20 protein-coding genes are annotated in these 19,843 nt (G+C 61.2%); 8 read left to right on the plus strand and 12 right to left on the minus strand.

The features are described from left to right. Nucleotides 1–9 precede the first annotated feature (9 nt). Nucleotides 10–696 carry a dienelactone hydrolase family protein gene (locus ACFWEM_RS02735; protein WP_378530934.1) on the minus strand — a complete coding sequence of 229 codons (687 nt, stop codon included), beginning with the start codon at nt 694–696 and terminating at the stop codon, nt 10–12. 56 nt (nt 697–752) lie between these two features. Between ACFWEM_RS02735 and ACFWEM_RS02740 the strand changes: the two genes are divergently transcribed. The 4 genes from ACFWEM_RS02740 (at nt 753) to ACFWEM_RS02755 (ending at nt 5,216) form a co-directional block, all read left to right on the plus strand. Further along, nucleotides 753–1,697 carry a D-cysteine desulfhydrase family protein gene (locus ACFWEM_RS02740; protein WP_378530936.1) on the plus strand — a complete coding sequence of 315 codons (945 nt, stop codon included), beginning with the start codon at nt 753–755 and terminating at the stop codon, nt 1,695–1,697. Continuing rightward, nucleotides 1,694–2,551, plus strand: a complete 858-nt coding sequence (locus ACFWEM_RS02745; protein WP_378530938.1) for an AraC family transcriptional regulator — start codon at nt 1,694–1,696, stop codon at nt 2,549–2,551. The genes ACFWEM_RS02740 and ACFWEM_RS02745 overlap by 4 nt, the downstream gene beginning before the upstream one ends. Nucleotides 2,552–2,645: 94 nt before the next feature. Beyond that, nucleotides 2,646–3,629, plus strand: a complete 984-nt coding sequence (locus ACFWEM_RS02750; RefSeq protein ID WP_378530940.1) for an ABC transporter substrate-binding protein — start codon at nt 2,646–2,648, stop codon at nt 3,627–3,629. Nucleotides 3,630–4,049: 420 nt separating this feature from the next. Continuing rightward, a complete protein-coding gene (locus ACFWEM_RS02755) occupies nt 4,050–5,216 on the plus strand; it encodes an alkane 1-monooxygenase (protein ID WP_378530942.1) in 1,167 nt (388 codons plus the stop codon). 17 nt (nt 5,217–5,233) lie between these two features. On the opposite strand, the gene ACFWEM_RS02760 is transcribed toward ACFWEM_RS02755, so the two are convergent. From ACFWEM_RS02760 to ACFWEM_RS02770, 3 genes are all read right to left on the minus strand, one after another. Continuing rightward, entirely contained in the window at nt 5,234–6,160 is a 927-nt protein-coding gene (locus ACFWEM_RS02760; RefSeq protein WP_378530944.1) for a hypothetical protein, read from the minus strand. 100 nt (nt 6,161–6,260) lie between these two features. After that, nucleotides 6,261–7,208 (minus strand): nuclear transport factor 2 family protein, encoded by a 948-nt coding sequence (locus ACFWEM_RS02765; RefSeq protein WP_378530946.1) that lies wholly within the window; start codon nt 7,206–7,208, stop codon nt 6,261–6,263. A gap of 2 nt (nt 7,209–7,210) precedes the next feature. After that, a complete protein-coding gene (locus ACFWEM_RS02770) occupies nt 7,211–7,849 on the minus strand; it encodes an NAD(P)-dependent oxidoreductase (RefSeq protein ID WP_378530948.1) in 639 nt (212 codons plus the stop codon). A gap of 167 nt (nt 7,850–8,016) precedes the next feature. On the opposite strand from ACFWEM_RS02770, the gene ACFWEM_RS02775 reads away from it, so the two are divergent. The 3 genes from ACFWEM_RS02775 to ACFWEM_RS02785 all read left to right on the plus strand — a co-directional run bounded on the left by ACFWEM_RS02775 (nt 8,017) and on the right by ACFWEM_RS02785 (nt 10,360). Then, complete coding sequence (locus tag ACFWEM_RS02775) at nt 8,017–8,988, plus strand: serine/threonine dehydratase (RefSeq protein WP_378530950.1); 972 nt, start codon at nt 8,017–8,019, stop codon at nt 8,986–8,988. Between the two features lie 57 nt (nt 8,989–9,045). Beyond that, complete coding sequence (locus ACFWEM_RS02780; protein WP_378447400.1) at nt 9,046–9,462, plus strand: hypothetical protein; 417 nt, start codon at nt 9,046–9,048, stop codon at nt 9,460–9,462. Between the two features lie 61 nt (nt 9,463–9,523). Continuing rightward, complete coding sequence (locus ACFWEM_RS02785; protein WP_378530952.1) at nt 9,524–10,360, plus strand: DUF1206 domain-containing protein; 837 nt, start codon at nt 9,524–9,526, stop codon at nt 10,358–10,360. A gap of 19 nt (nt 10,361–10,379) precedes the next feature. On the opposite strand, the gene ACFWEM_RS02790 is transcribed toward ACFWEM_RS02785, so the two are convergent. From ACFWEM_RS02790 to ACFWEM_RS02800, 3 genes are all read right to left on the minus strand, one after another. Then, nucleotides 10,380–11,687, minus strand: a complete 1,308-nt coding sequence (locus tag ACFWEM_RS02790) for a serine hydrolase domain-containing protein (protein WP_378530954.1) — start codon at nt 11,685–11,687, stop codon at nt 10,380–10,382. Nucleotides 11,688–11,769: 82 nt separating this feature from the next. Continuing rightward, nucleotides 11,770–12,507 carry an SDR family oxidoreductase gene (locus ACFWEM_RS02795; protein ID WP_378530956.1) on the minus strand — a complete coding sequence of 246 codons (738 nt, stop codon included), beginning with the start codon at nt 12,505–12,507 and terminating at the stop codon, nt 11,770–11,772. Further along, the gene (locus ACFWEM_RS02800; protein ID WP_378530958.1) at nt 12,504–13,208 is read right to left on the minus strand and encodes a TetR/AcrR family transcriptional regulator; all 705 of its coding nucleotides are present in this window, start codon (nt 13,206–13,208) and stop codon (nt 12,504–12,506) included. Before ACFWEM_RS02800 ends, ACFWEM_RS02795 begins: the two co-directional genes overlap by 4 nt. A 747-nt stretch (nt 13,209–13,955) precedes the next feature. Here ACFWEM_RS02800 and ACFWEM_RS02805 point away from each other — a divergent pair. After that, complete coding sequence (locus ACFWEM_RS02805; RefSeq protein ID WP_378530960.1) at nt 13,956–15,131, plus strand: hypothetical protein; 1,176 nt, start codon at nt 13,956–13,958, stop codon at nt 15,129–15,131. A gap of 13 nt (nt 15,132–15,144) precedes the next feature. Here the strand turns inward: ACFWEM_RS02805 and ACFWEM_RS02810 are convergent, their stop codons facing one another. From ACFWEM_RS02810 to ACFWEM_RS02830, 5 genes are all read right to left on the minus strand, one after another. Then, nucleotides 15,145–15,621, minus strand: a complete 477-nt coding sequence (locus ACFWEM_RS02810) for a hypothetical protein (protein ID WP_378530962.1) — start codon at nt 15,619–15,621, stop codon at nt 15,145–15,147. Nucleotides 15,622–15,791: 170 nt separating this feature from the next. Beyond that, complete coding sequence (locus tag ACFWEM_RS02815) at nt 15,792–17,207, minus strand: DUF222 domain-containing protein (RefSeq protein ID WP_378530964.1); 1,416 nt, start codon at nt 17,205–17,207, stop codon at nt 15,792–15,794. 115 nt (nt 17,208–17,322) lie between these two features. After that, nucleotides 17,323–17,754 carry a hypothetical protein gene (locus tag ACFWEM_RS02820; protein ID WP_378530966.1) on the minus strand — a complete coding sequence of 144 codons (432 nt, stop codon included), beginning with the start codon at nt 17,752–17,754 and terminating at the stop codon, nt 17,323–17,325. A 21-nt stretch (nt 17,755–17,775) separates the two neighbouring features. After that, on the minus strand, nt 17,776–18,444 hold the full coding sequence (locus ACFWEM_RS02825) for a FadR/GntR family transcriptional regulator (RefSeq protein ID WP_020909393.1): 669 nt from the start codon (nt 18,442–18,444) through the stop codon (nt 17,776–17,778). 102 nt (nt 18,445–18,546) lie between these two features. Continuing rightward, the gene (locus tag ACFWEM_RS02830) at nt 18,547–19,764 is read right to left on the minus strand and encodes an MFS transporter (RefSeq protein WP_378530969.1); all 1,218 of its coding nucleotides are present in this window, start codon (nt 19,762–19,764) and stop codon (nt 18,547–18,549) included. Nucleotides 19,765–19,843 lie beyond the last annotated feature (79 nt).

Below are 19,843 nucleotides of genomic sequence, written 5' to 3' on the forward strand. Positions count from 1 at the left end.
ATCTTGGAATCACAGGGTTTCGGCGAAGAACTCCATAGTGCGGGTCCACGCGAGGGCAGCAGAATCTGGGGCATAGTGGCTGGCCGAAGTGTCGTTGTTGAACGCGTGGCCGGCATCGGCATAGCGGTACACCTGGGCGAGGTCGGAGGCAGTTGCGCGCAATTGCTCGACGCTCTCGGGTGGGATGCTCGGATCCAGGTCGCCGTAGTGGCCGAGCCATGGGACCTGCAGTTGCGTAGCGAGTTCGGTGCCTGCCGCAATCCCATTCCATCGGGCTTCTGCAACGCCGCCACCGTAGTAGGTAACGGCAGAATCGACGAGGGGCACCGCGGCGCACCACAGTGACGCGGTGCCGCCCATGCAGAATCCGAGGGAGCCGACCTTGTCTGCTCCCTCGGATCGGCTGTAGTCGACAGCGGCACGTACGTCGTGGCCGATGGTTGTGCTGTCGAGTGCCATGAGCGCGTCCTTGGCGGACGGAAAGTCGGTGAAGGACGTCTGCGCGCCGCGGTGGTAGAGGTGCGGAGCCACGGCAAGGTAGCCGGCATCGGCGAGACGCTCGAGGATGCTCTCGATGTGCTTGTTCACGCCCCACGCCTCTTGGAGAACCACCACCGCATGCTTCGGCTCACCTGGCGAATCCGGTCGGCTGACGGTCAGCGGCACGTCGTGTGTGGTCGTCGTGAAAGTTCCCATATCCAGACTGTAAGCGAGACCAGACTGTAGATGGACCGTCGAACTAGACTCGTCAAATGTTCAGTTCCGCCGTACAACCGATCAGCTTGGGCAGTTGGCCGACGCCCGTCGAACCTTTGGCGCGTTGCGCGCAGGCACTCGGATTGGGGCCGGAAGATCTGTGGATCAAACGTGACGACGTCACCGGCCTGGGCGGCGGCGGCAACAAGATCAGAAAATTGCAGTACACCTGCGCTCAGGCTTTGGCCGTCGGCGCGACGACACTGATCACTACCGGTGCACCGCAAAGCAATCACGCTCGGTTGACTGCTTCGGCAGCAGCTCGGTTGGGATTGCGTTGTGTCCTGGTACTCGGTGGTGCCGAGCCGGAATCCGTGCAGGGCAATCTCATTCTGGATGCACTCGCAGGCGCTGAGATCGTCTGGGCAGGTGGGGACACGGCATCCGCGGTCGACGCCGCGGCGGAGGCTGTCGCTGACTCGGGCGGTGTACCTTTTGTCATTCCCTTCGGTGGTACCAGCGCGGTGGCTGCGCAGGGTTACGTCGACTGCGCACGCGAGATCGAGCAGCAACTCGCCGGAGTGGAACACGTCGTGGTTGCACTCGGATCGGGCGGAACGATGGCCGGCCTTGTCGCGCATCTCGGCGTCGACAGAGTTGTCGGTGTCGATGTCGGGGCCGTTGCCGACCCGGTGTCGACTGTCGCTGGGTTATTGGACGAGATGCCTGGTCCGACCGTGCGCGCCGAGGAACTTCAGATCCTGCGAAACCAAGTTGGCCAAGGCTATTCGACGCTCACGGAAGCGTCAGCCGGCGCGATCCGATACTTGGCGCGTACGGAGGGCATCTTCCTCGACCCGACGTACACCGGCCGAGCCTTTGCGGGATTGATCCAACTCGCGGAGGACAAAGCCATCACGACGGGATCGAAAACGGTCTTCCTGCACACCGGTGGGCTACCTGGCCTGTTCGGCCATCCCGAACTGTCGACGCTGCGGTGAGCGAGCAGATCGACTACCCGCTCAGCAGCCCGCTCGACGAACTGTCCGAGTGGCAACGCGTCGTGCGCCCGCTGCGCGTCAGTGCCGACGGGTACCTGCGGTTGGCGACCAATCGGCTGGCCGTCGACTCCGACTACACCTGGGAGATGCACCGCCACAGCGATCACGAATTGCTGTGGGCGATCGACGGTGTTCTCGAGGTCCGTACTCCGGAGACTGTGTACACGGTGCCCAGCGGGGTCAGTCTGTGGATCCCGTCTTTTGTTCCCCACGAGGTGACAGCGCGCAGCGGTACCGAATTGTCGTGCACGTGGTTGGTGGCATCCGACGTGACGGGGTTGGATCGTGTGGTGGCCTTGTCCACCCCGCCGCTGCTCGAACAGGTACTCGATCACCTCACCCGAGACGACTTGACGGATGCGGAGCGTCGGCGAGCCGAGGCGTTTGCCGTCGACCTCGTCGAACCTGTTCCGCGACTGATTTTCGATGTACCGCTGCCGACGACGCCGTGGCTTCGGAAGATCGCAGATCAATTGGTTGCCAGCCCGGCCGACACCCGATCGGTCGAGGAGTGGGCCACCGACGCGAGGGTCAGTACGAGGACTCTCACCCGAAGGTTTCCGGCCGAGACCGGATTGACCTTCTCGGAATGGCGTATGCGGCTGCGGGCTCATCACGCGATGCAACTTCTGGCGCTCGGTCGAAGCATCTCGTTTGTATCGAGGAGGACGGGTTTTCGTTCCGAAAGCGCGTTCGGCGCGGCATTTCGTCGAACGATGGGTGTGACTCCGGGCGAGTTCGCAAGCCTGATCGATCATCCGCGCGCACCAATGACCGATTGGCTACAGGACTAGTCCGAACAGCGACTCAAGCGGCCTCGATCGGACTTGTGTAGCACCGCAGAATCAACTTAGGGTTGGCTAAACAATCACCCTGTAGGAGTTCTGCGTGCGCGCAATTCGATCATTTTCTGTCGGTTCCAGAGTCATCGCAGCGGCGGCAGCGGCCGTCGTCGGTGCGATGGTGATGACCGGCTGTTCCTCGTCGTCGGCCGATTCCGAGCAGACGGACGTCCGGACCGTCGCGTCGGCGTACGGGGACATCGAGGTTCCGGTTTCACCCGAGCGCGTCGTCGCCGCGTCGTACGACACTCCCTGGCAGCTCATGTCCCTCGGAGTGAAACCAGCTGCTGTGCAGGACTACGGCAAGTGGATCAGTGAATTCACGCCGGAGCAACAGGCTTTCGTCGACGGGCTCCCGACCATCGGGCCTTTCGGGGAAATGAACTTCGAAGCGATCGCTGCGGCAGATCCCGACGTCATTGTCGGCGACGCCGACGAGGTGGACCAAGCGGCGTTCGACCGTCTGTCCGGCATTGCACCCACCGTCATCGTCAAGGGAGAGAGCCGAGGCGACTGGAAAACGATCACCGCCGAGCTCGCTGAGGCAATTGGTAAGACCGACGTGCTCGAGTCGACGCGGACTGCCTACGAAGAGAATCTCGAACGTGTCCGTGGCGAGTACGCTGACGTGATCGCGAACAACAAGTGGATTCACATCTCACTCGGAGACGCCCCCGGCACATTCTCGGTCCAGCAACCCACCGGTGCGATCGGCAATTTGGTCGTCAACGAACTCGGGTTGGCGTACGGGCCTGGTGTACCGACCAATTACACCGACGCCGGATACGAGTCCTATCCGATGGAGCAGTTGGCCGACATCATGAATGGCGTGACGGTCGTGCTGTATCCGCTGAATGCGGACGGATCGACCAGTGCGGCGGTTCAGGCGGTCCTCGACGACAACCTCTTCACAAGGCTGCCGGCGGCGCAGGCCGGGCATGTTTTCGGATTGCAGTCGAGCGTCACCGATTTCGTGACCGCGAACGGTTGGCTGAACGAAGTGACAACGAAGGTGTTCGCAAGGCTCTGACGCTTGCTCACCTTTTGACTGCGCGCCCGCAACTGACCAGTTGAGGGCGCGCAGTCTTTTTGGTTGCCACTACGAGCGGAAATCCTGTCCTCTGCTTATGATTTCTGTCACTGCCGGTTACCGTTACTTCGACGAGGGCAACGCGGTTCGACCTTGCCTTGGCAGGGATCTCCGATCCTCGGCGTCGTGCGGAGGTGGTCGCCATCCCCGCAGATCGGTGGGGTATTTTGTCCGTATCCACTGTCGGGGTGAGCAGTGATGCGCGGGGGAGTTTTTGGTGAGTACAAGCGCTCGTGCCGTCTTTCGAGCAGGGCGCTCTGGATTTCGGGACCATACCCGTCCGGACAATAGTTCTGGTTTGCTGAGCGTGAACGGTGCGTGGGGCGAACCGTTCGAGGGGACGAAAGGCGAGATCGGCGAATGACAGCGACTTCCGACGCACGGCGCACCGAACCGAACGCTGTCCAGAACACAGACTCGTCGTCCGCCGAAAAGCCGCGCTGGCGCGATCGCAAGAGGTACCTGTGGCCGCTCGGATTGCTCATCCCGCTCAGCCCGTTCATCTCCTGGTTTCTCGTCGACAACCTGCGTCTCGGATTGTTCTGGGCGACCGGCGCGTGGTTGCTGGTCATCGTCATCCCGATCATCGACATGCTGGCCGGTGAAGACGGCGAGAGTCCGCCGGACGGTGCGATCCCCGGACTGCAGAAGGACCGCTACTACCGCTGGTGCACTTACGCGTTCCTCCCCTTGCAATATGCCGGTCTGGTCTTTGCCTGCTGGTGCTGGATCAACGCTCCGATGGGAATCGCGGAGAAGATCGCGATGTCGTTCACGGTGGGCGTCGTCGCCGGTGTGGGTATCAACGCAGCACACGAACTTGGCCACAAGAGCGAGAAGGTCGAGCAGTGGCTCGCGAAAGTGGCGCTTGCACAGTCTCTGTACGGGCACTTCTACGTCGAACACAACTTCGGCCACCATGTGCGTGTAGCTACTCCGCAGGACCCGGCCAGCTCGCGGTTCGGTGAGAGCTTTTGGAGGTTCTTGCCACGAAGTGTGGTCGGCGGCCTGCGTTCTGCCTGGCGTATCGAGAGCGCTCGACTCCAGCGGAAAGGCAAGCGAACCTGGAGTTTCGAAAACAACGTCCTCAACGCCTGGGCGATGAGTGTTGTCCTCTTCGCGACGCTGATCGGCATCTTCGGTTGGGAGGTAGCACCCTGGCTGCTGCTGCAGGCAGTCGCCGGATTCACCTTCCTCGAAGCCGCGAACTACCTCGAGCATTACGGTCTGCTGCGTGGCAAGCGTGCCGACGGCTCGTATGTGCGCTGCAGCCCGGCTGACAGTTGGAACAGCGATCACGTGGTGAGCAATCTGTTCCTCTATCAGTTGCAGCGACACAGCGACCATCACGCCAACCCGAAGCTGCGGTACCAAAGCTTGCGCAGCGCAGCCGAAGCCCCGCAACTTCCGGCCGGTTATGCGGTGATGATCGTGATCGCATGGATACCGCCGCTGTGGCGTCGGGTGATGGACCAGAGATTGTTGGACTACTACGACGGCGATACAGAACGGATCAACGTCGGCTGATTCGCAATTGCAGTCGGCTAGGCCACGCGCGCAATGATCTGGGGCGACGCCTGCAATGGCACGTGTCCCTGGATCAAGATTCGTTGGCAACCGTCTACTTCGATGAGTACCGGAATCGGTTCGGTATAGCCCGGCTCTGCACGCGTCAGGGTGGTGCCGACAGTGGTTCGAGCGACTTCCGAGCATGCGTCCGCCCGGCGTAGGTGCTCGAACGATTCGCCGAAGCTCTCACTCAGTTGTGTCGCGCCCGCGAAGACGACTTCGCCGCCTGCGGCCGCGGTGTACCGACAGATGCCGTCGCTCACCCAGTAGCGCTCGGCGACCAGATGTTGTTCACCGATCGTGGGCGTCAACCGAATCGTGCCGCACCCGATCCGTTGGAGGACCGCATCTGGGGTAAGCGAAACGATGTGCTCGGTCCGCCTGACTTCGTCGAGCTTCTCGATCTCGACCAGTCCTCCCAGCTGTTGGAAGCCACATTCGTCGACCGGATACGACGGGCGGACGATACGTCCCCGTGCGTCGATCAACCACAAATCCGCGAGCGGTACCGTGCTCGCTACCGGGCAACTGCCCTGATCCCGACGTCGACCCTCTGACGGTGCATTGAGCTTCGCGACAGCAGCGGTGAAATCTCCCTCCCACCGGTGCTCGTAGAAGTTGGTCGTGAGATTCGCGGTGATCGAGGGGCCGAACGATTCGTCGCAGGTGACTGCCGCTGCGGGCTCGAAATCCGGTGGCACCGTTCCGCTGCGAAACCAATGCGCTTGTGCGATCTCAGGCGGCGGTTCGATACCCAGAAACCGACCTTCGTCAGGGAGATTGCAGACTGCGGATTCGCCTATTTCGGCATGAGGTCGTGCGATCGCCGGCTCGCGGGAATGTGCGCATCCGCTGGAAACGCACAGCAGGAGCGCGATTGCGATCGAACGTCGCAGGGGCATGGGTGAACGGTACCGTCGAATGTGGCTGCGCAGACGGCACGATGGCGGGAACCAGCTCCCGCCATTGCGCCTATGCTCCATTGGCTTGTGTTGCGAGGCCTCAGCGACCGTCGTCCCACACGGTGTTGCCGCTGGCAGTCGTCGACGGGTAGTCCTGGACGGCGTCCCAATGCTCGACGATCTTGCCGTTCTCGTCGAAGCGGAAGATATCCATCGAGCCGCTGCCAGCCGTTCCTTCACCGGACGAAGCGAAGGTCTGGACGAAGACGAAGTCTCCCTCGGCTACCGTTCGCGGAAACTTGGTGGCCTTGTCTCCGGTAACAGGTTCGACCCCGGCCAGTGCCGTGACAAACGCATCCTTACCGTCTGCGAACGAGGGGTTGTGCTGCGTGTAGCTCGGGCCGACCAGCTGGTCGGCAGCCTCGGCGGCTTTGCCCTCGTTGAAGGCGAGCTGTAGGAAGGTCAGGGCGTTGGCAGTATTGCGTTCCAATACTTCTGACGTCTTGGACGGCGAAGAGGTTGGCCCGTCGAACATCGTGTTCGGATTCGCGGACGTTTCGGGCACGTCTTGAATGGCATCCCAGTGTTCGACGATCTTGCCGTTGTCGACGCGGAAGATGTCGAACACGGCCTGGCCGCGGTCGCCGGGCGCAGAAGTGGTGTGGGACTGGAGGGCAACAAGATCGCCCTCGGCGAAAACGCGAGTGATCTCGGCATGCAATCCGGGTGTGGCCTCGACGTAACCGCCTATGCCGCTGACAAATCCGGCTGCCCCGTCGGCGGCGGTGGTGTTGTGCTGGATGTAGACGTCGCCGATGTACCGGTCGGCGGCCTGCTGAACCTGACGGCCGTTGAACGCCAGTTCGTAGAAATCCGTGACGATGGTCTTGTTGGATTCGAGTTGATCGCCTTGTCCGGCAACAACATTTGCGGCCGTCGTAGAACTGCTGGGGGTTGCGGATTCCGTGTCGTTGGAGCAAGCGGTGAGCAGGAGGGCGGCGGCAGCGGGGACAGTCATCCAGGCTGCGCGCCTGCGGAGGTTGCCCATGCTCAGTGTGCGACGGTGAAACGCTGGCGACGGTGAGCCGGAGTCTCGATCTCGTCGACAAAAGCGTGTGCGTAATCTTCGCCTGCGATAGCGGAATTGCCCTCGGCGTCCGTCAGGAGAACGTCGCCACCCACCTGGAATGATCCCTTCGGAGCGACGCCGGCGTGGGCGCCGAATGCTGCGGCCGGGCTCACGTAGAACCAGTCGACATTGCTGTCAGTCGCGCGGAGCGCATCGAGGACCTCGGCGTGAGCGAGCGCCTCACCCTTGTATGCGTCCGGGAAGTCGGGGGTGTCGACGACGCGTGGCCCGCCCTCGGCGACCAACAAGCTGCCGGCGCCACCGACTACGGCAATGCGAGCATCGTTGCGTGCGGCGGCATCTGCGAGGGGAGTGACGGCGTCGAGCAGGCGCTTGCCGTCGATCTCGCGGGCGGGGATGGCTACGACAACGACGTCGTTGTCCGCCGTGACCTGCTCCACGATCGCGTTGTCGTGAACGGAACCCTGTACGACATTCGCCTCGGTTCCGGACTGCGCACTGCGGGCGACGACGGTCACCTCGTGGCCGCGTGAAGTGGCTTCCTTCGCGATTGCACTTCCTGCAAAACCGTTTCCACCGAATACTGCGATCTTCGACATGGCGTGTGCCTTTCCTTGATGTCGTCGTTGTGCTTGTAGTAGTAAATTTATTCACCTGGAAGGCCGATGTCTCGGTCAGATGCGGGCAGTATTTGGTGAAAAACAGACATCTTGATCACAGTGGACCGACTGCTTCGTGTCGACGTTGCGAACCGTAGGGTTGGTGCATGACTCTCACCGCCGACAACAACGCAGGTCCGCTGGCAATCGAGCGCTCGGACGTCGAAGCCGCACGGACTCGTATCGCAGGGTTGGCGCGGCGTACCCCGATCTTTCGAACTGCACTGCCGACGCCACACGGCGAGGTACCGGTTCTGTTCAAGCTCGAGTACCTCCAGCACGGCGGTTCCTTCAAAGTGCGCGGCAGTCTCAATGCAGTGGAACGAGCTGTAGCCAACGGCACCATGCCCGATGCCGGCGTGGTGATCGCGTCCGGTGGCAATGCTGCGATCGGAGCCGCGTGGGCGGCGCGGCGACGAGGACTCACATGCACAGTGGTGGTGCCGGAGACCGCGCCCGACGCAAAGGTGAAGGCGCTCGGGGAGTTGGGCGCCACCGTTCACAAGGTAGGCGATCGCTACGCACTCGCTGCTGCCGCTGCGGCGGAGATCGCACGCGCGAGCGGCGCGCTCGAACTGCACGCCTACGACCTGCCCGACATCGTCAGTGGGGCCGGCACCATCGCTCTCGAGATCGAAGACGAGGCGTCCGGACCGATCACCTATTGCATTGCAGTCGGCGGTGGTGGTCTGGTCTCTGGAATCGCCGCGGCGGCACGTCCCGAAGACCAAGTAGTAGCCGTCGAGCCGACCGGAGCCGCCACCTTGCATACCTCGCTCGATGCGGGTCGCCCGGTCGACATCGAAGTGAACAGCATCGCGGGGGATTCATTGGGGGCCACACGCATTGGCGCCATCGCCTGGGAGACACTGCATGAGAGTTCGGTAGACAGTGTTGTGGTCGAGGATGATTCGATCCGGCAGGCTCGGGCATTCCTGTGGCGAGAGTTCCGGATTCTGGTGGAGTTGGGAACCGCAGCAGCATTGGTTCCGGTTCTGAACGGAACGGTTACGCAGCCGTCCGGCGGTGAACTGTGCGTGGTTTTATGCGGAGCCAACACACATCCGACCGACCTGTAATTCGGCGTATTTGTTTGCCTGCGTGTGAGAAAGTCGCAGGTGGGTACCTCTCGCAGTATGAGTACCAGCAGCATTATCTGGATAATTGTTGCCGTGGTCGTGGTGATAGCGATCGTGGCCGCACTCCTGTGGGTGGCGCGAAACAGACGTGACGAGCGTCGACACATCGAGGCAGAACAGATCCGCGAAGACGTCGCAGACAAGTCGCTGCAAGTCGGCGAGCGCGAGGCGCGGGCAGAAGAGACGGCAGCCAAGGCGCGCATGGTGAAAGCGGAGGCGGACGCCAAAGCGGCGGAAGCGTCTGCGCTGCAACACCATGCAGCGCAACACCGGAAAGAGGCGACGAGTTCTCGCGAGGAACTGAACCAGCAAAGAGATCACGCAGACACGATCGACCCGAAGGTTCCCAACCCGAAGGTCCCCAACCCCGAAGAACCGCGATCGGCGCCGGATCAGAACCCTCGCAACCCTTGACCTCGAAACCCTTCATGCACGCGTTCGAGGGAAGCGTCGGTCCGTATATGGTTCGTCGATCATGATGAACAAAGAATCGTCACCGCAGGACCAGAAAAGCGTCGCGTCGACGGCCGCTGACGTCGCACAGAACAACGTCTTCGAGCGCTTTGCCCGTGCCGGATTCATCGTCAGCGGTGTCGTTCACCTGCTGATCGGATATATCGCGATCCGCGTAGCTCTCGGTGGATCCGGGTCTGCGGACCAATCGGGTGCGATGGCCGAGTTGGCAGGAAAGCCAGGGGGCGTCTTCGCCCTGTGGTTCGGCGTCGTCGCCTTCCTTGCCATGGCGTTGTGGAGATTGGCCGAGGCGGCGCTGGGAAGCTCGTCGTCGCCGTCCTCGGACGACAAGAAGAAGGAGTTCTTCGATCGCGCCAAAGCTTTGGGCATCTCGCTCGTCTATTTCGGTTTTGCGTTCACTGCATTTGGATTCGCGCGCGGTAGCGGTAAGTCGAGCAGTGGTCAGAGTGCGGGAATCACGGCACGTCTGATGGAGAACACGCTTGGAACTATCGCATTGGTGCTCGGCGGGATCGTCATCATCGCTGTTGGTCTTTACCACGTGTACAAGGGCGCGAGTCAGAACTTCCTGGATGATCTGAAAGGCACACCCAGCACCTTCGTGCGCCGACTCGGAACCGTCGGGTACGTTGCCAAGGGCTTGGCCATCGCCGCGGTCGGCATTCTGGTTCTGCTCGCGGTCAACAACTCCGAACCAGGAAAGGCCTCCGGCCTCGACGGAGCGTTCAAGACGCTGGGTGCGCAACCGTACGGAGTCGCCCTGCTGATCCTTGCCGGATTGGGCATCATCACATACGGGCTCTACTGCTTCGTGATGGCGCGCTCGACGAAGATGTAGCGCCCGTAGGTAAGTGGGTCTATCCGAATGACCCGGTCTGGAAGCCGACGTCGCTGCCCGACGAACTTCCGGTCGAGCTACCGAATAGCGGTCGTCTCGGAACCAGATCATGCATCAGGTTCTCTGCTGCAGGGTCGATCATCGCCGCGTTTCCACCGTTCGCCAGAATCGTGATCGACCAGCCACTGTCGGGGACCAACAGGGTGATGCAGTTGGAACCCGTGCTGCCACCGTTCTTCTTGGCGAACCATTGTGGGAAGTTCGGCGTCGGGGGTTGGAGCTGCCACGCCATTCCCATTCCGAAGGCCGGATTCTCCGGAGCCTGGGTGGCGATCTGATCGAGCATCGAGGTGAGTACCGGTTTGAGCGGGTTATTGCCGTAGCCGAGAGTTGTTGCGGCCCAGATCGACATGTCCTCAGCGGTGCTGACCAGGCCACCCCCGCCGGCGATCGCACCCGTGTTGTTCCACAGAGGCGCTCTTGCGCCGTCGAGGTAGTACGGAACGGCCAGATCGGTTGCTTTGGACTCGATCACGGTACCCATCATCCCGAGCGGGTCGGTGATTTCGCGGGCGACCGCTGCCGCGAAAGGCGGCTTCTCCTGTCCCGGAATGATCTTGTCTGCCATGAGTGTGCCGAGCAGACCGAACCCGAAGTCCGAATACAGCCAGTGGCTACCGGGGGAGAACGCCAAGGCGCGGGGGTCTTGGAGTCCTTCCCAGAGCATATTTCTGGTGTACTTCGCCTTCTCGTCCGTGCACGATTGTGTGGGATCGGCACATCCTGCCGAAAGATTGGGCGGGTCGTCGCTGAGACCCGAACGGTGGGTGACCAGTTGGCGAAGCGTGATCTCCTCGCCACCGCTGCCTTTCGGCAGCGGGTTGCCATCCGAATACTTGCTCGCCAGGTCGTCCAATCCGACTTCTCCCCGAGCGATCAGTTTCGCCAGTAGTGCAGCGGTGAAGGTCTTGGTCTCCGAGGCGATCTCGAATTGCGTTCGCGGAGTGACTCTCACGCCGTTTTCGACGTCGGCATGACCGTAGTGGTACGTAGTGGTGACACTCGCCTTGCGGTTCTTCTCATCCGGTTTGACGATGGCGAAGGCAAGACCGGGAACTCCACCGTTCAGCAGTGTCTCTGCGACGCGCTGTACCGCTTGGGCTTCTGCAGGATCGCCGACCCGTGAACCTGGATTGGGCGCGACGGGGCCGGCGGCGCCGGCGGTCGACGAGGTCGCGAAGGTTATGACGGCGGTTGCCGCCAGCCCCGCAACGCTGATGAACTGTCGCCGTGACGTCCGGGCGGACCCTCGATCCTGGTTTTCCATTGTTTGCACATTACAACCAAAGTCGACTGGTTTGACTGTTTTGTCGGAATTAGCAAGGTGTGGTCCTTAGAGGACAGTGTCGCTAGATCACGCCGCCGTTGACGTAGACGACCTGGCCGTTGACCCAGCGAGCTGGGCCGGCGAGGAACGCGACAGCCTCCGCGATGTCCACCGGGGTGCCGAGCCGCTCCAGGGGAGCCAGCTTGGACAGATTCTCCACTGTAGCTTCGTCTTTCCCGTCCAAGAACAGGTCGGTGGCTGTGGGGCCAGGGGCTACCGCGTTGACCGTGATGTCGCGTCCGCGTAGCTCTTTCGCGAGAACCAGGGTGATCGCGTCGACAGCGCCTTTGGTCGCGGCGTACGCGGCATAGGTCGGGAAGGCCAGCTTTTTCACCGAAGTAGAGAAATTGATGATCGCACCGCCGCGCCGGACACGTCTGGCTGCCTGCTGGTCGACCACGAAGGTTCCTCGGACGTTGGTCCGATGCATCCGATCGAAATCGTCGAAGTTCAGTTCTGCGACGGTGGAGAGGATCATGATTCCGGCTGCGTGAACGACGACGTCGATGCCTCCGAACTCCTTCTCTACCGTATCGAACAGTGTGGCGACTTCACCTTCGTCGGCGACGTCGGCATGCACCGCGATGGCGCGACCGCCCGCTGCGACGATGGTGTCGACTGTTTCCTGGGCGCGTTGACGGTTTCCTGAATAGTGCACGGCGACAGCCATTCCGTCGGCGGCGAGCTTCTCTGCAGTCGCTCGCCCGATGCCGCCGGAAGCTCCGGTGACGATTGCGACGCGGGTAGTGGTGTCAGTCATGATGTAACTCCTGAAGTGGTTTCGGGTGCATCGGACAGCTTGCGGAGCCACTCTCGCATCAGACCGACTTCGTTGGTGGAGAGGGAAGTTGAATCCGCGGCGGCCAGTTGGGCGTCGAGAGTGGATGCAACTCTGTTGAGTGAGGTTTCCGGGTGGGCGCCGGATTCGTCGATGATGGACGCGAAGATTCCGTCGCGAACTCGCTGTGACAGCGTCGGATCGGGGTACTGTTCCGGCCTTACGACGAGCATCAGCGCGACGCCCGCATTGGCGGACAGCACCATCTGCGTAGCCACGTCGACCGATACGGTCAGAACACCTGCGGCAGCACATCGTTCGAGAACCGATCGAAGTAACGCCTGAGCCTGCAAGGCAGTGTCTGCGCTCTGGGCGGAGGGTGAGTGCATCAGCCGGTAGTGAGCGGGATGCGCGAGCGCGAAGGCTGTATGTGCATCCCAGCCGGCCCGTAGATCGGCAACGGGGTCATCGGAAGGTGTCGCAGCGCGTTTGCCTTCGAGATATTCGAAGAAACCTGCCTCGACGACGGCTGCGAGCAGTCCGTCCTTGTCGCCGAACTGACGGTAGAGCGCGGGGGCGCCGACGCCGGCCATCTCGCACACGGCGCGGGTGGATATGTCGCCGTTGGGGGAGGTGTTGAGCAGCTCGGTCGCTGCGGCCAGAATCTTTGCTTTCGAGCTCATGTAAACAACGCTAACAGAATTATGTGATCATCGCTACCGGAATCGAAGAGGCTCTTTGTTGTGTCGGTGTCCGTTGGATGGACTACAGATACCTAGTCCCAAGTCGTGTTAAAACTCTCTGAGTTCGCCCTGTCGGTGGCCTGTCCCTGCTCAGGAGCGAAAATTCAGGAGGTTCTGCCGGTGAAAATCCCTTCGGTTCGGTCAGTCATGGTCATCGTGTTGGCGATGCTGTGCTTCCCTCTGCTCTCGTGTAGTTCGTCCGACACTCCCGTGACAACAGGGGCGCCCGTGACTACAACTGTCGAGGCCTCGGTAAGTGATGGACCCGTCGAGGCTGAAGTTGGCGAGGACGGTGTATCGGTCAGTGGGAAGATCGGTCAGCTCGGTGTCACTGCAACAGCGCCCGCGGGAGTCGCGGATATCGGGACCACGCTCACGCTCTCGAGTGGCGTCGGGACGAACCGTAAAGTCTTTCCGGCAGAGTTGGTCTCGACAACCCCGGCGCAGCTCACTCTCGGAGATGGACTACAGCCCGAGAAGCCGATCACGTTGACCTTCGACTTGTCTGGACAACCCGAGATCGTCCGACAGATCAGCGATTCCGTTCGACCGATCGTCGCGGTCAACTCCGATGATCCTGTCAGTAGTGACCTGCTTCCTGCCGAATGGAACGCGGTGTCGAAATCCGTGACGACTACAACCACTCACCTCAGCAGTTTCCAAGTCCTCCTTACCGACGTCGGGCAAGTGCTCACCGACTCTTTCACCCAGGTATGGGCGGCGAGCGAAGGAGGATCCGATGAATTATGCTCTGAGAAAAGCGAACTCGACCTTACAGGCAGGCAATACACGCTCACTGCCTCTAAATCGGGGGTAGTTGCTGCTTGCCTCCGCGCTGCCGAGGAAGGGATCGCCGTCGACCTTGCCACGAATTCCGCACAATATTACGAAGTCAAATCCCAACCGCCCGGCCAATTCGTGAATCAAGGACCGTTGCAAGGGACTGATCAACTTGCGGTATTGCTTCGATCCAGTTTAAGTGGCGGGAACTCGGGACTGTTGACCCCGAAAGGCAATGGCACACTAGTGTTACCTGCCGGCACGACCACAGGGGTCGTCCGCCTCGATGTCGATGCCGCCGCACTACAATTGGAGACGATTCTTACCGGTCTCGACATGTACGGGATCCAAGGAGACGAACTGGTCGATGCATTTCAGACGACCAAATCTGCCTACGACTGTTTGGTGACGGTATACGAGAGTTTGACTGACCCGAGTAAGGCCAACGTCGGCGAATTCACCAAGGCGCTCGGCGATCTCGCTCAATGTGGACTTGCCGGGGCGACAGGCGCAGTAGGCGACAGTCAAGGTCGGATTCTGCACAAGATGAGTGTCGTCACGTCCCTGTTCACCGCGCTCCCGAGTCAGTTGATGGCCAATATCACGGGAATCGCCGGCGAATTCAATGGTGACAATCACCTCGAATACACCCTGGAAAGTAGGGGACCTGTCCGCGCGACCTCGACTGCGCCGTCGCCGAACAATACTGGCGCCACTCTCGAACTGATCACGAAGATCACCCCAAACGGATTCGGATTCACCCGTGGGCCAGATCATTACGAGATCTCGGACGTTCACAAGAACAACGGTCGTTTCTACGTGGACATCAATTACCACTGGAAGCTGAACCGACCAGAAGGCAGTGACCTCGGATACTGCAGAGGTCACGCGCGAATTACCAACAGTGAGGGAACAGAAATCGCGCGTTACGACGACACCGGATTCAACATCTGCCAAGGGGGCGGAGCCTTCGGTACCAACACCCTTATCTACGATCCTGGCACTTACACCGTCACTGTCGACGTCGAAACTGAGCGCGGTGCACCTCTGAGCATCGCTCGGGACTTCACCGTCGATCAATGACCGGACGCGTAGATCAGAGCGAGGTGGGCTGGAGTGGCTCGATGTCGAAGGTGCGAGGTTCGAACAGACCCAGAGTCCGGGTGCGAATGGACGGTAGTACTTCGTGGAGGCTCCCGCCGAGACGGTGGAGAGAGTTGAACGAGCGCGATTCCCAAACCGGAAACTCTCCGTCGGTGCCGCGTGATGCTGTGTCCCACAGCAGTGCGTCACCGTTTTCGCTCCATCCGAAAACTTGCAGCGATTCAGGGAGTGACCAATCGCCGTCGGGTTCGATCATCCAATCGAACTCGTCATCCCGTCCTTCTCGGTAGACGGACCGAAGATGAGCGGTGAGGTTGCGGGCGCGCCCTTGCCAGCCGTCGGCAAATCCGGGAAGGACGGGCGGATAGATGAGCCAGAGTCCGAAGGTCCGCGCCCAACCTGCGTGCCGGATGAATGCGCGATAAGAATCGGGGAAGCCCTGCCGGTCGGGAAATCGAAAAGAATCCAAAACAGCGAAATCTATGTGTTGAAGCGCCGGCTGGCCTTTTACCGTCAGCGCGTTGGGTCCCTGTGTAAACACATCCTCAACGCTAGCAATAGCGAACGCCGCGCCGTCTTTTCGGCTATCGAAGCACGCCGGAATGGGTCACCGAGGCGTTTGCTCGGTGACCTCCGGGTTCAGAGTCGTGTGGTGGAGCGGCGGGGTTTCTGGTCCGGGTCGATGCCCGGTGGTGGGATGAACCAGGGAAGGTGATCGGTGCCCATTCGGATTTCCCATTGCCCGGTGTATCCGGGTTTTCGGTGCATCAGGGTGTGGTGGGATCGGCAGAGTAGGACCAGGTTGTCCATGACTGTCGGTCCTCCTTTGGCCCAGTGTTTGATGTGGTGTGCGTCGGTCCAGGCTGGGACGCAGTCGCAGCCGGGGAAGGCGCACCCTTTGTCTCGGGCGATCAGGGCGGTTCGTTGTGCCGCGGTGACAAGCCTTTTCAGTGGGCTGGCGTCGAGTGGGGCGCCGTTCTCGTCGAGGAGGACGGTAGAGAGCATGCAGTCGCAGGCGATCATGCGGGTGCGGCCGACGCTCAGTGGCCCCATCCAGGGCATGTGGCCGACATCGAGATCTTGCCTGTCGAGATCTTGCCTGTCGAGATCTTGCATGTCGAGATCCGGCATGCCAAGGTCTAGGGTGTCGAGGTCGTCACCGTCGGACGTCGAGGCATCGCCTGTTGAGTGGCCTGCGGTGGAGGCGCATTCACGATGGAGCGCTAAGTCTTTGGCGTTGATGTGCACGTTCAGGTGCGGGCGTTGGCCGCCGTCGATGCCGGTGGCCGCGTTGTCGAGGTAGCGCCGGATCAGTTCTGCCATGGCGTCGGCGTTGCGTGTGGCGGCGGATCGTTTGTCGGGTGTGCCGTCTGTGGCGGGGGTGGGCATGGAGAGGTTGGAGAGGGCGGAGAGAAGCATTTCGCCGGTTACACCGTCGAAATCGCCTCGGACGGCGACTCTTCCGTTGAGGGTCGGGGAGATGCGGAGTTCGTTGCGGTCGGTGTCTTCGCTTGGTGGTGGGTCGTCGGATTCGAACATGTGCTCGAGGACGCTGATGGCGTAGCGCAGTTTGACGGTGGTTGCTTCGGTTCCGGATGCTGCGGCGAGGAGTGTGTCGCGGCAGTACGGTAGTGCGGCGTCGGGCATTGCCTTGGGTGGGGATTCGCAGAATGCCACGATCAGTGCTGCGTGTTCGAAAGTGAGGTCACCGGTGTCGAATTGGTTCTCGATCTCGGGAAATGATCGTAGGGCTTTTCCCAGGGCTGCGATTCTTCTGCCGGCGGGGATTTGCAGCATGGTGTGGTGTGCGAGCCATTCTCCGGTGCCGCGGTAGCAGAGCACTTGTTCGTCGGGGTTCAACGTCAAGGTGTCGAGGGCGGCTACTCGAATGGCTTCCAGGCGAAGGATTTCCGCTGATGCAGCGATGGCGATCTCGCGGACGTCGGTGGGGTGTAGCCGCCACAATCGTGCGCGCACACCCACTGCGGAGCTGTTGACCACGTCGGCGACAGCATCTTCGCCGGTGACAGCGTCGTCGGTGATGTTGATCGTCATGAGAACCCCCCGTTCCACCTTCCATCTTACTCGAACAAACTTTCGAGTCAAGAGCTTTTCGGGAAGGTGAGGTGGGCCCGGCCGTAGCGATTCTGTTGTTCGCGAGCAGATTCCGTCAATTTTCGGTTCGTTGAAGGAAGGGGCGGGGCCAGGCGCCGAGTGCAAGGACGGCGAGGATCGTCTGTACGAGTCCGGTGGTGAAGAAGATGCCTTGCAGCGGCGACCAGGCGAGAACGATGGCGATCTCGACGAAGATCCAAATCATCATCGTCAGGCCGGCGGCGGCGTGCAGGCCCCATGCCAGGCGGAACCTGTTGTGCTGAGCGAAGAGCGCGGCGGCCTGGATGCCTCCGACGACAACGCCGAGGAGGATTCCGGGCCAGAAATATGAAGGAAAGACGGTTCCCTCGATCCACTCCGGAGGCAGGCCCATCCCGCCGCCGATCGTCAAGCCCGCCATTCCTACGAGCGCAAAGAGCAGGTTTAGCCACGCGATGGCGGACAGACCGATCCGAAGACCCCGTGGAGGGAGCGATGTGGACGTCATGCCTGACAACGATAGAGAGGGTCAGTCGAGCCCGTCCATGTTCCTGCGCGTTGCCGCGCTGGCAGCGTCGGCATCACCCGCGACGATTGCTTCCACCAGATCTCGGTGGGCAGCGGCTTCGTCGTCGATGGATTGGGGGTTTCGTGCCGTGACGTCGGTGATCACGTCCAGGGCCGAGTTTCGGAGCGTTTCGATGAATGAATCGAACACCATCGACAACACGCTGTTGTGCGCAGCATTCACCACGGCGCGATGTAGTTCCATGTCAGCATCGACGAATTCTGTTGGTGTCGAAGCATTTTCACGGGCTTCGAGTGCTGCTCGTAACAGGTCGACGTCGGCAGAGGTCCGACGCATGGCAGCCAGACGGCCCGCTTCCACCTCCAGAAGTCTGCGTACTTCGTAGACTTCGCGGCGGTCCGAGCGTTTGAGTTCTCGCTCGAGTTCTGTGACCGGAGTCGAGGACATGACGTAGGTGCCGGATCCTTGATGAGAGTAGAGCTGTCCCGACGCGATCAGTGCACGCACGGCTTCCCTGCCGGTCGAACGCCCGACTCCGAGGAGTGTGCTCAGATCCTGCTCGTTCGGGATTTTCGTCCCGACCGGCCACTCGCCGTCGCCGATGAGGCGCGCAAGTTCGTCTGCGGCTTTCTGTACCAGCGACTGCTGCTTGACCTGGCGCACTGCCATGTGACTGCTCCTGACTGACTCGGTGAACCGCAATGGAGCGGCTCACCGAGTAATACTTCATGTCCTCCGATGAATCTTCAGACTACGGGGCCGTCTTTTGGTTTATCGAAGGGCGATGACGTCCAGTTCGCGCTCCGTCTCGTCTTCCGGGTCGAGGCGTCGATCGCGCAAGGTGAATGCGATGACGGCGCCGACGAACAGCACTGCAGTTGTCGCCCCGATCGCCATGCGCGGTCCGAAGTGATCTGCCAGGTAGCCGAACAGCGGAGATGCGATGCCTCCCACGGACATCGCGAGTCCGAGCGTCACCCCACTTGCTGTACCGGGGCGATTCGGTAGGTAGTCCTGAGCCAACGTCACCTGTGGCGCGAAGGGCAGGAACATCGCGAATCCGAGGCAGACGATTCCCAGTTCGGCAATCGCAACGTGCGGGGCGGCAGCGAGCAGTGCCAGTGAAGGTACCGCAAGCAGGTAGCCGAGTCGGATGGATGCGCGTCGACCACGACGGTCCGCGAGGACTCCACCCAGTAGCGTTCCGGCCGCTCCTGCCAATGTGAAGGAGGACAACACGATTGCTGCACTCGAGGACGAGCCGTTCAGTCCGTTGAGCACGTACGGTGAGACCAACGACAGTGTGGTCACGTACGGAATCGACCAACAGACCGTTACCAGCACGAGTCGGGTGAACGAGCGCCAATCGTCTGACACGGGACCGTTCGCTGCCAGTTGCGCACTCAGTGACTGGGCTGACTCGGCCTCACCCGTGTTGACCGATCGCGACTGGGCGACCATCCACCAAATAGCCGCCACCACTGCAGGAACTGCGAGTAGGTAGCCGCCGGACAATCCGAGTGAACCAACGACGAGCGTGACAAACGGTGGTGCCAGCGAGGCGCCCAACGTGCCGCCCACGGAGAACACGCTCATGGCTTTCTGCGAATGACCTCCAGCCGCGCGTGCCAAATTTGTGGCGGGCGGATGGTATGCGGCGATGCCGATGCCTGCCACGGCAATTGCCAGCCAAGTGACGATGTATGTGGTGCTCATCGCTGCCACGACAATTCCTGCTGCGGCCGTCACAAATCCCGTGGGTACCAGCCAATTTCGGCTCTTTCGATCGACAAGCATGCCGAATGCGGGTTGCACGACACTGGACAGGCCGGTCGCTGCGAGCGTGATTCCGGCGACGGCGGAGTAGGAATATCCGCGTTCGAGCATCATGAATGGCAGTAGTGCAGGCACAGCCCCCTGGTACAGATCGTTCACGACGTGTGTGCCGGTGAGAAATGCAACTTGCCCCTTCTTCATCTCCTTGGGCATCCCTTCGTTCAGGTCTTCAAGTCCTCAGGTCCTCTGAGGACTTGAAAGCTATCACGAACCCGCGGGCGCACGGTTGTGT

This window comes from Rhodococcus sp. NPDC060176 (genome assembly GCF_042728675.1).
In the GTDB taxonomy this organism is placed as follows: Bacteria; Actinomycetota; Actinomycetes; order Mycobacteriales; family Mycobacteriaceae; genus Rhodococcus_F.

Bases quoted from the DNA above. Each gene is read 5' to 3' on its own strand.
- ACFWEM_RS02765 (WP_378530946.1), bottom strand. From the start codon at position 7,208: ATGGGCAACCTCCGCAGGCGCGCAGCCTGGATGACTGTCCCCGCTGCC.
- ACFWEM_RS02775 (WP_378530950.1), top strand. From the start codon at position 8,017: ATGACTCTCACCGCCGACAACAACGCAGGTCCGCTGGCAATCGAGCGC.
- ACFWEM_RS02825 (WP_020909393.1), bottom strand. From the start codon at position 18,444: ATGGCAGTGCGCCAGGTCAAGCAGCAGTCGCTGGTACAGAAAGCCGCA.
- ACFWEM_RS02830 (WP_378530969.1), bottom strand. From the start codon at position 19,764: ATGCCCAAGGAGATGAAGAAGGGGCAAGTTGCATTTCTCACCGGCACA.
- ACFWEM_RS02770 (WP_378530948.1), bottom strand. From the start codon at position 7,849: ATGTCGAAGATCGCAGTATTCGGTGGAAACGGTTTTGCAGGAAGTGCA.
- ACFWEM_RS02790 (WP_378530954.1), bottom strand. From the start codon at position 11,687: ATGGAAAACCAGGATCGAGGGTCCGCCCGGACGTCACGGCGACAGTTC.
- ACFWEM_RS02740 (WP_378530936.1), top strand. From the start codon at position 753: ATGTTCAGTTCCGCCGTACAACCGATCAGCTTGGGCAGTTGGCCGACG.
- ACFWEM_RS02815 (WP_378530964.1), bottom strand. From the start codon at position 17,207: ATGACGATCAACATCACCGACGACGCTGTCACCGGCGAAGATGCTGTC.
- ACFWEM_RS02760 (WP_378530944.1), bottom strand. From the start codon at position 6,160: ATGCCCCTGCGACGTTCGATCGCAATCGCGCTCCTGCTGTGCGTTTCC.
- ACFWEM_RS02795 (WP_378530956.1), bottom strand. From the start codon at position 12,507: ATGACTGACACCACTACCCGCGTCGCAATCGTCACCGGAGCTTCCGGC.
- ACFWEM_RS02820 (WP_378530966.1), bottom strand. From the start codon at position 17,754: ATGACGTCCACATCGCTCCCTCCACGGGGTCTTCGGATCGGTCTGTCC.
- ACFWEM_RS02785 (WP_378530952.1), top strand. From the start codon at position 9,524: ATGATGAACAAAGAATCGTCACCGCAGGACCAGAAAAGCGTCGCGTCG.
- ACFWEM_RS02780 (WP_378447400.1), top strand. From the start codon at position 9,046: ATGAGTACCAGCAGCATTATCTGGATAATTGTTGCCGTGGTCGTGGTG.
- ACFWEM_RS02800 (WP_378530958.1), bottom strand. From the start codon at position 13,208: ATGAGCTCGAAAGCAAAGATTCTGGCCGCAGCGACCGAGCTGCTCAAC.
- ACFWEM_RS02755 (WP_378530942.1), top strand. From the start codon at position 4,050: ATGACAGCGACTTCCGACGCACGGCGCACCGAACCGAACGCTGTCCAG.
- ACFWEM_RS02735 (WP_378530934.1), bottom strand. From the start codon at position 696: ATGGGAACTTTCACGACGACCACACACGACGTGCCGCTGACCGTCAGC.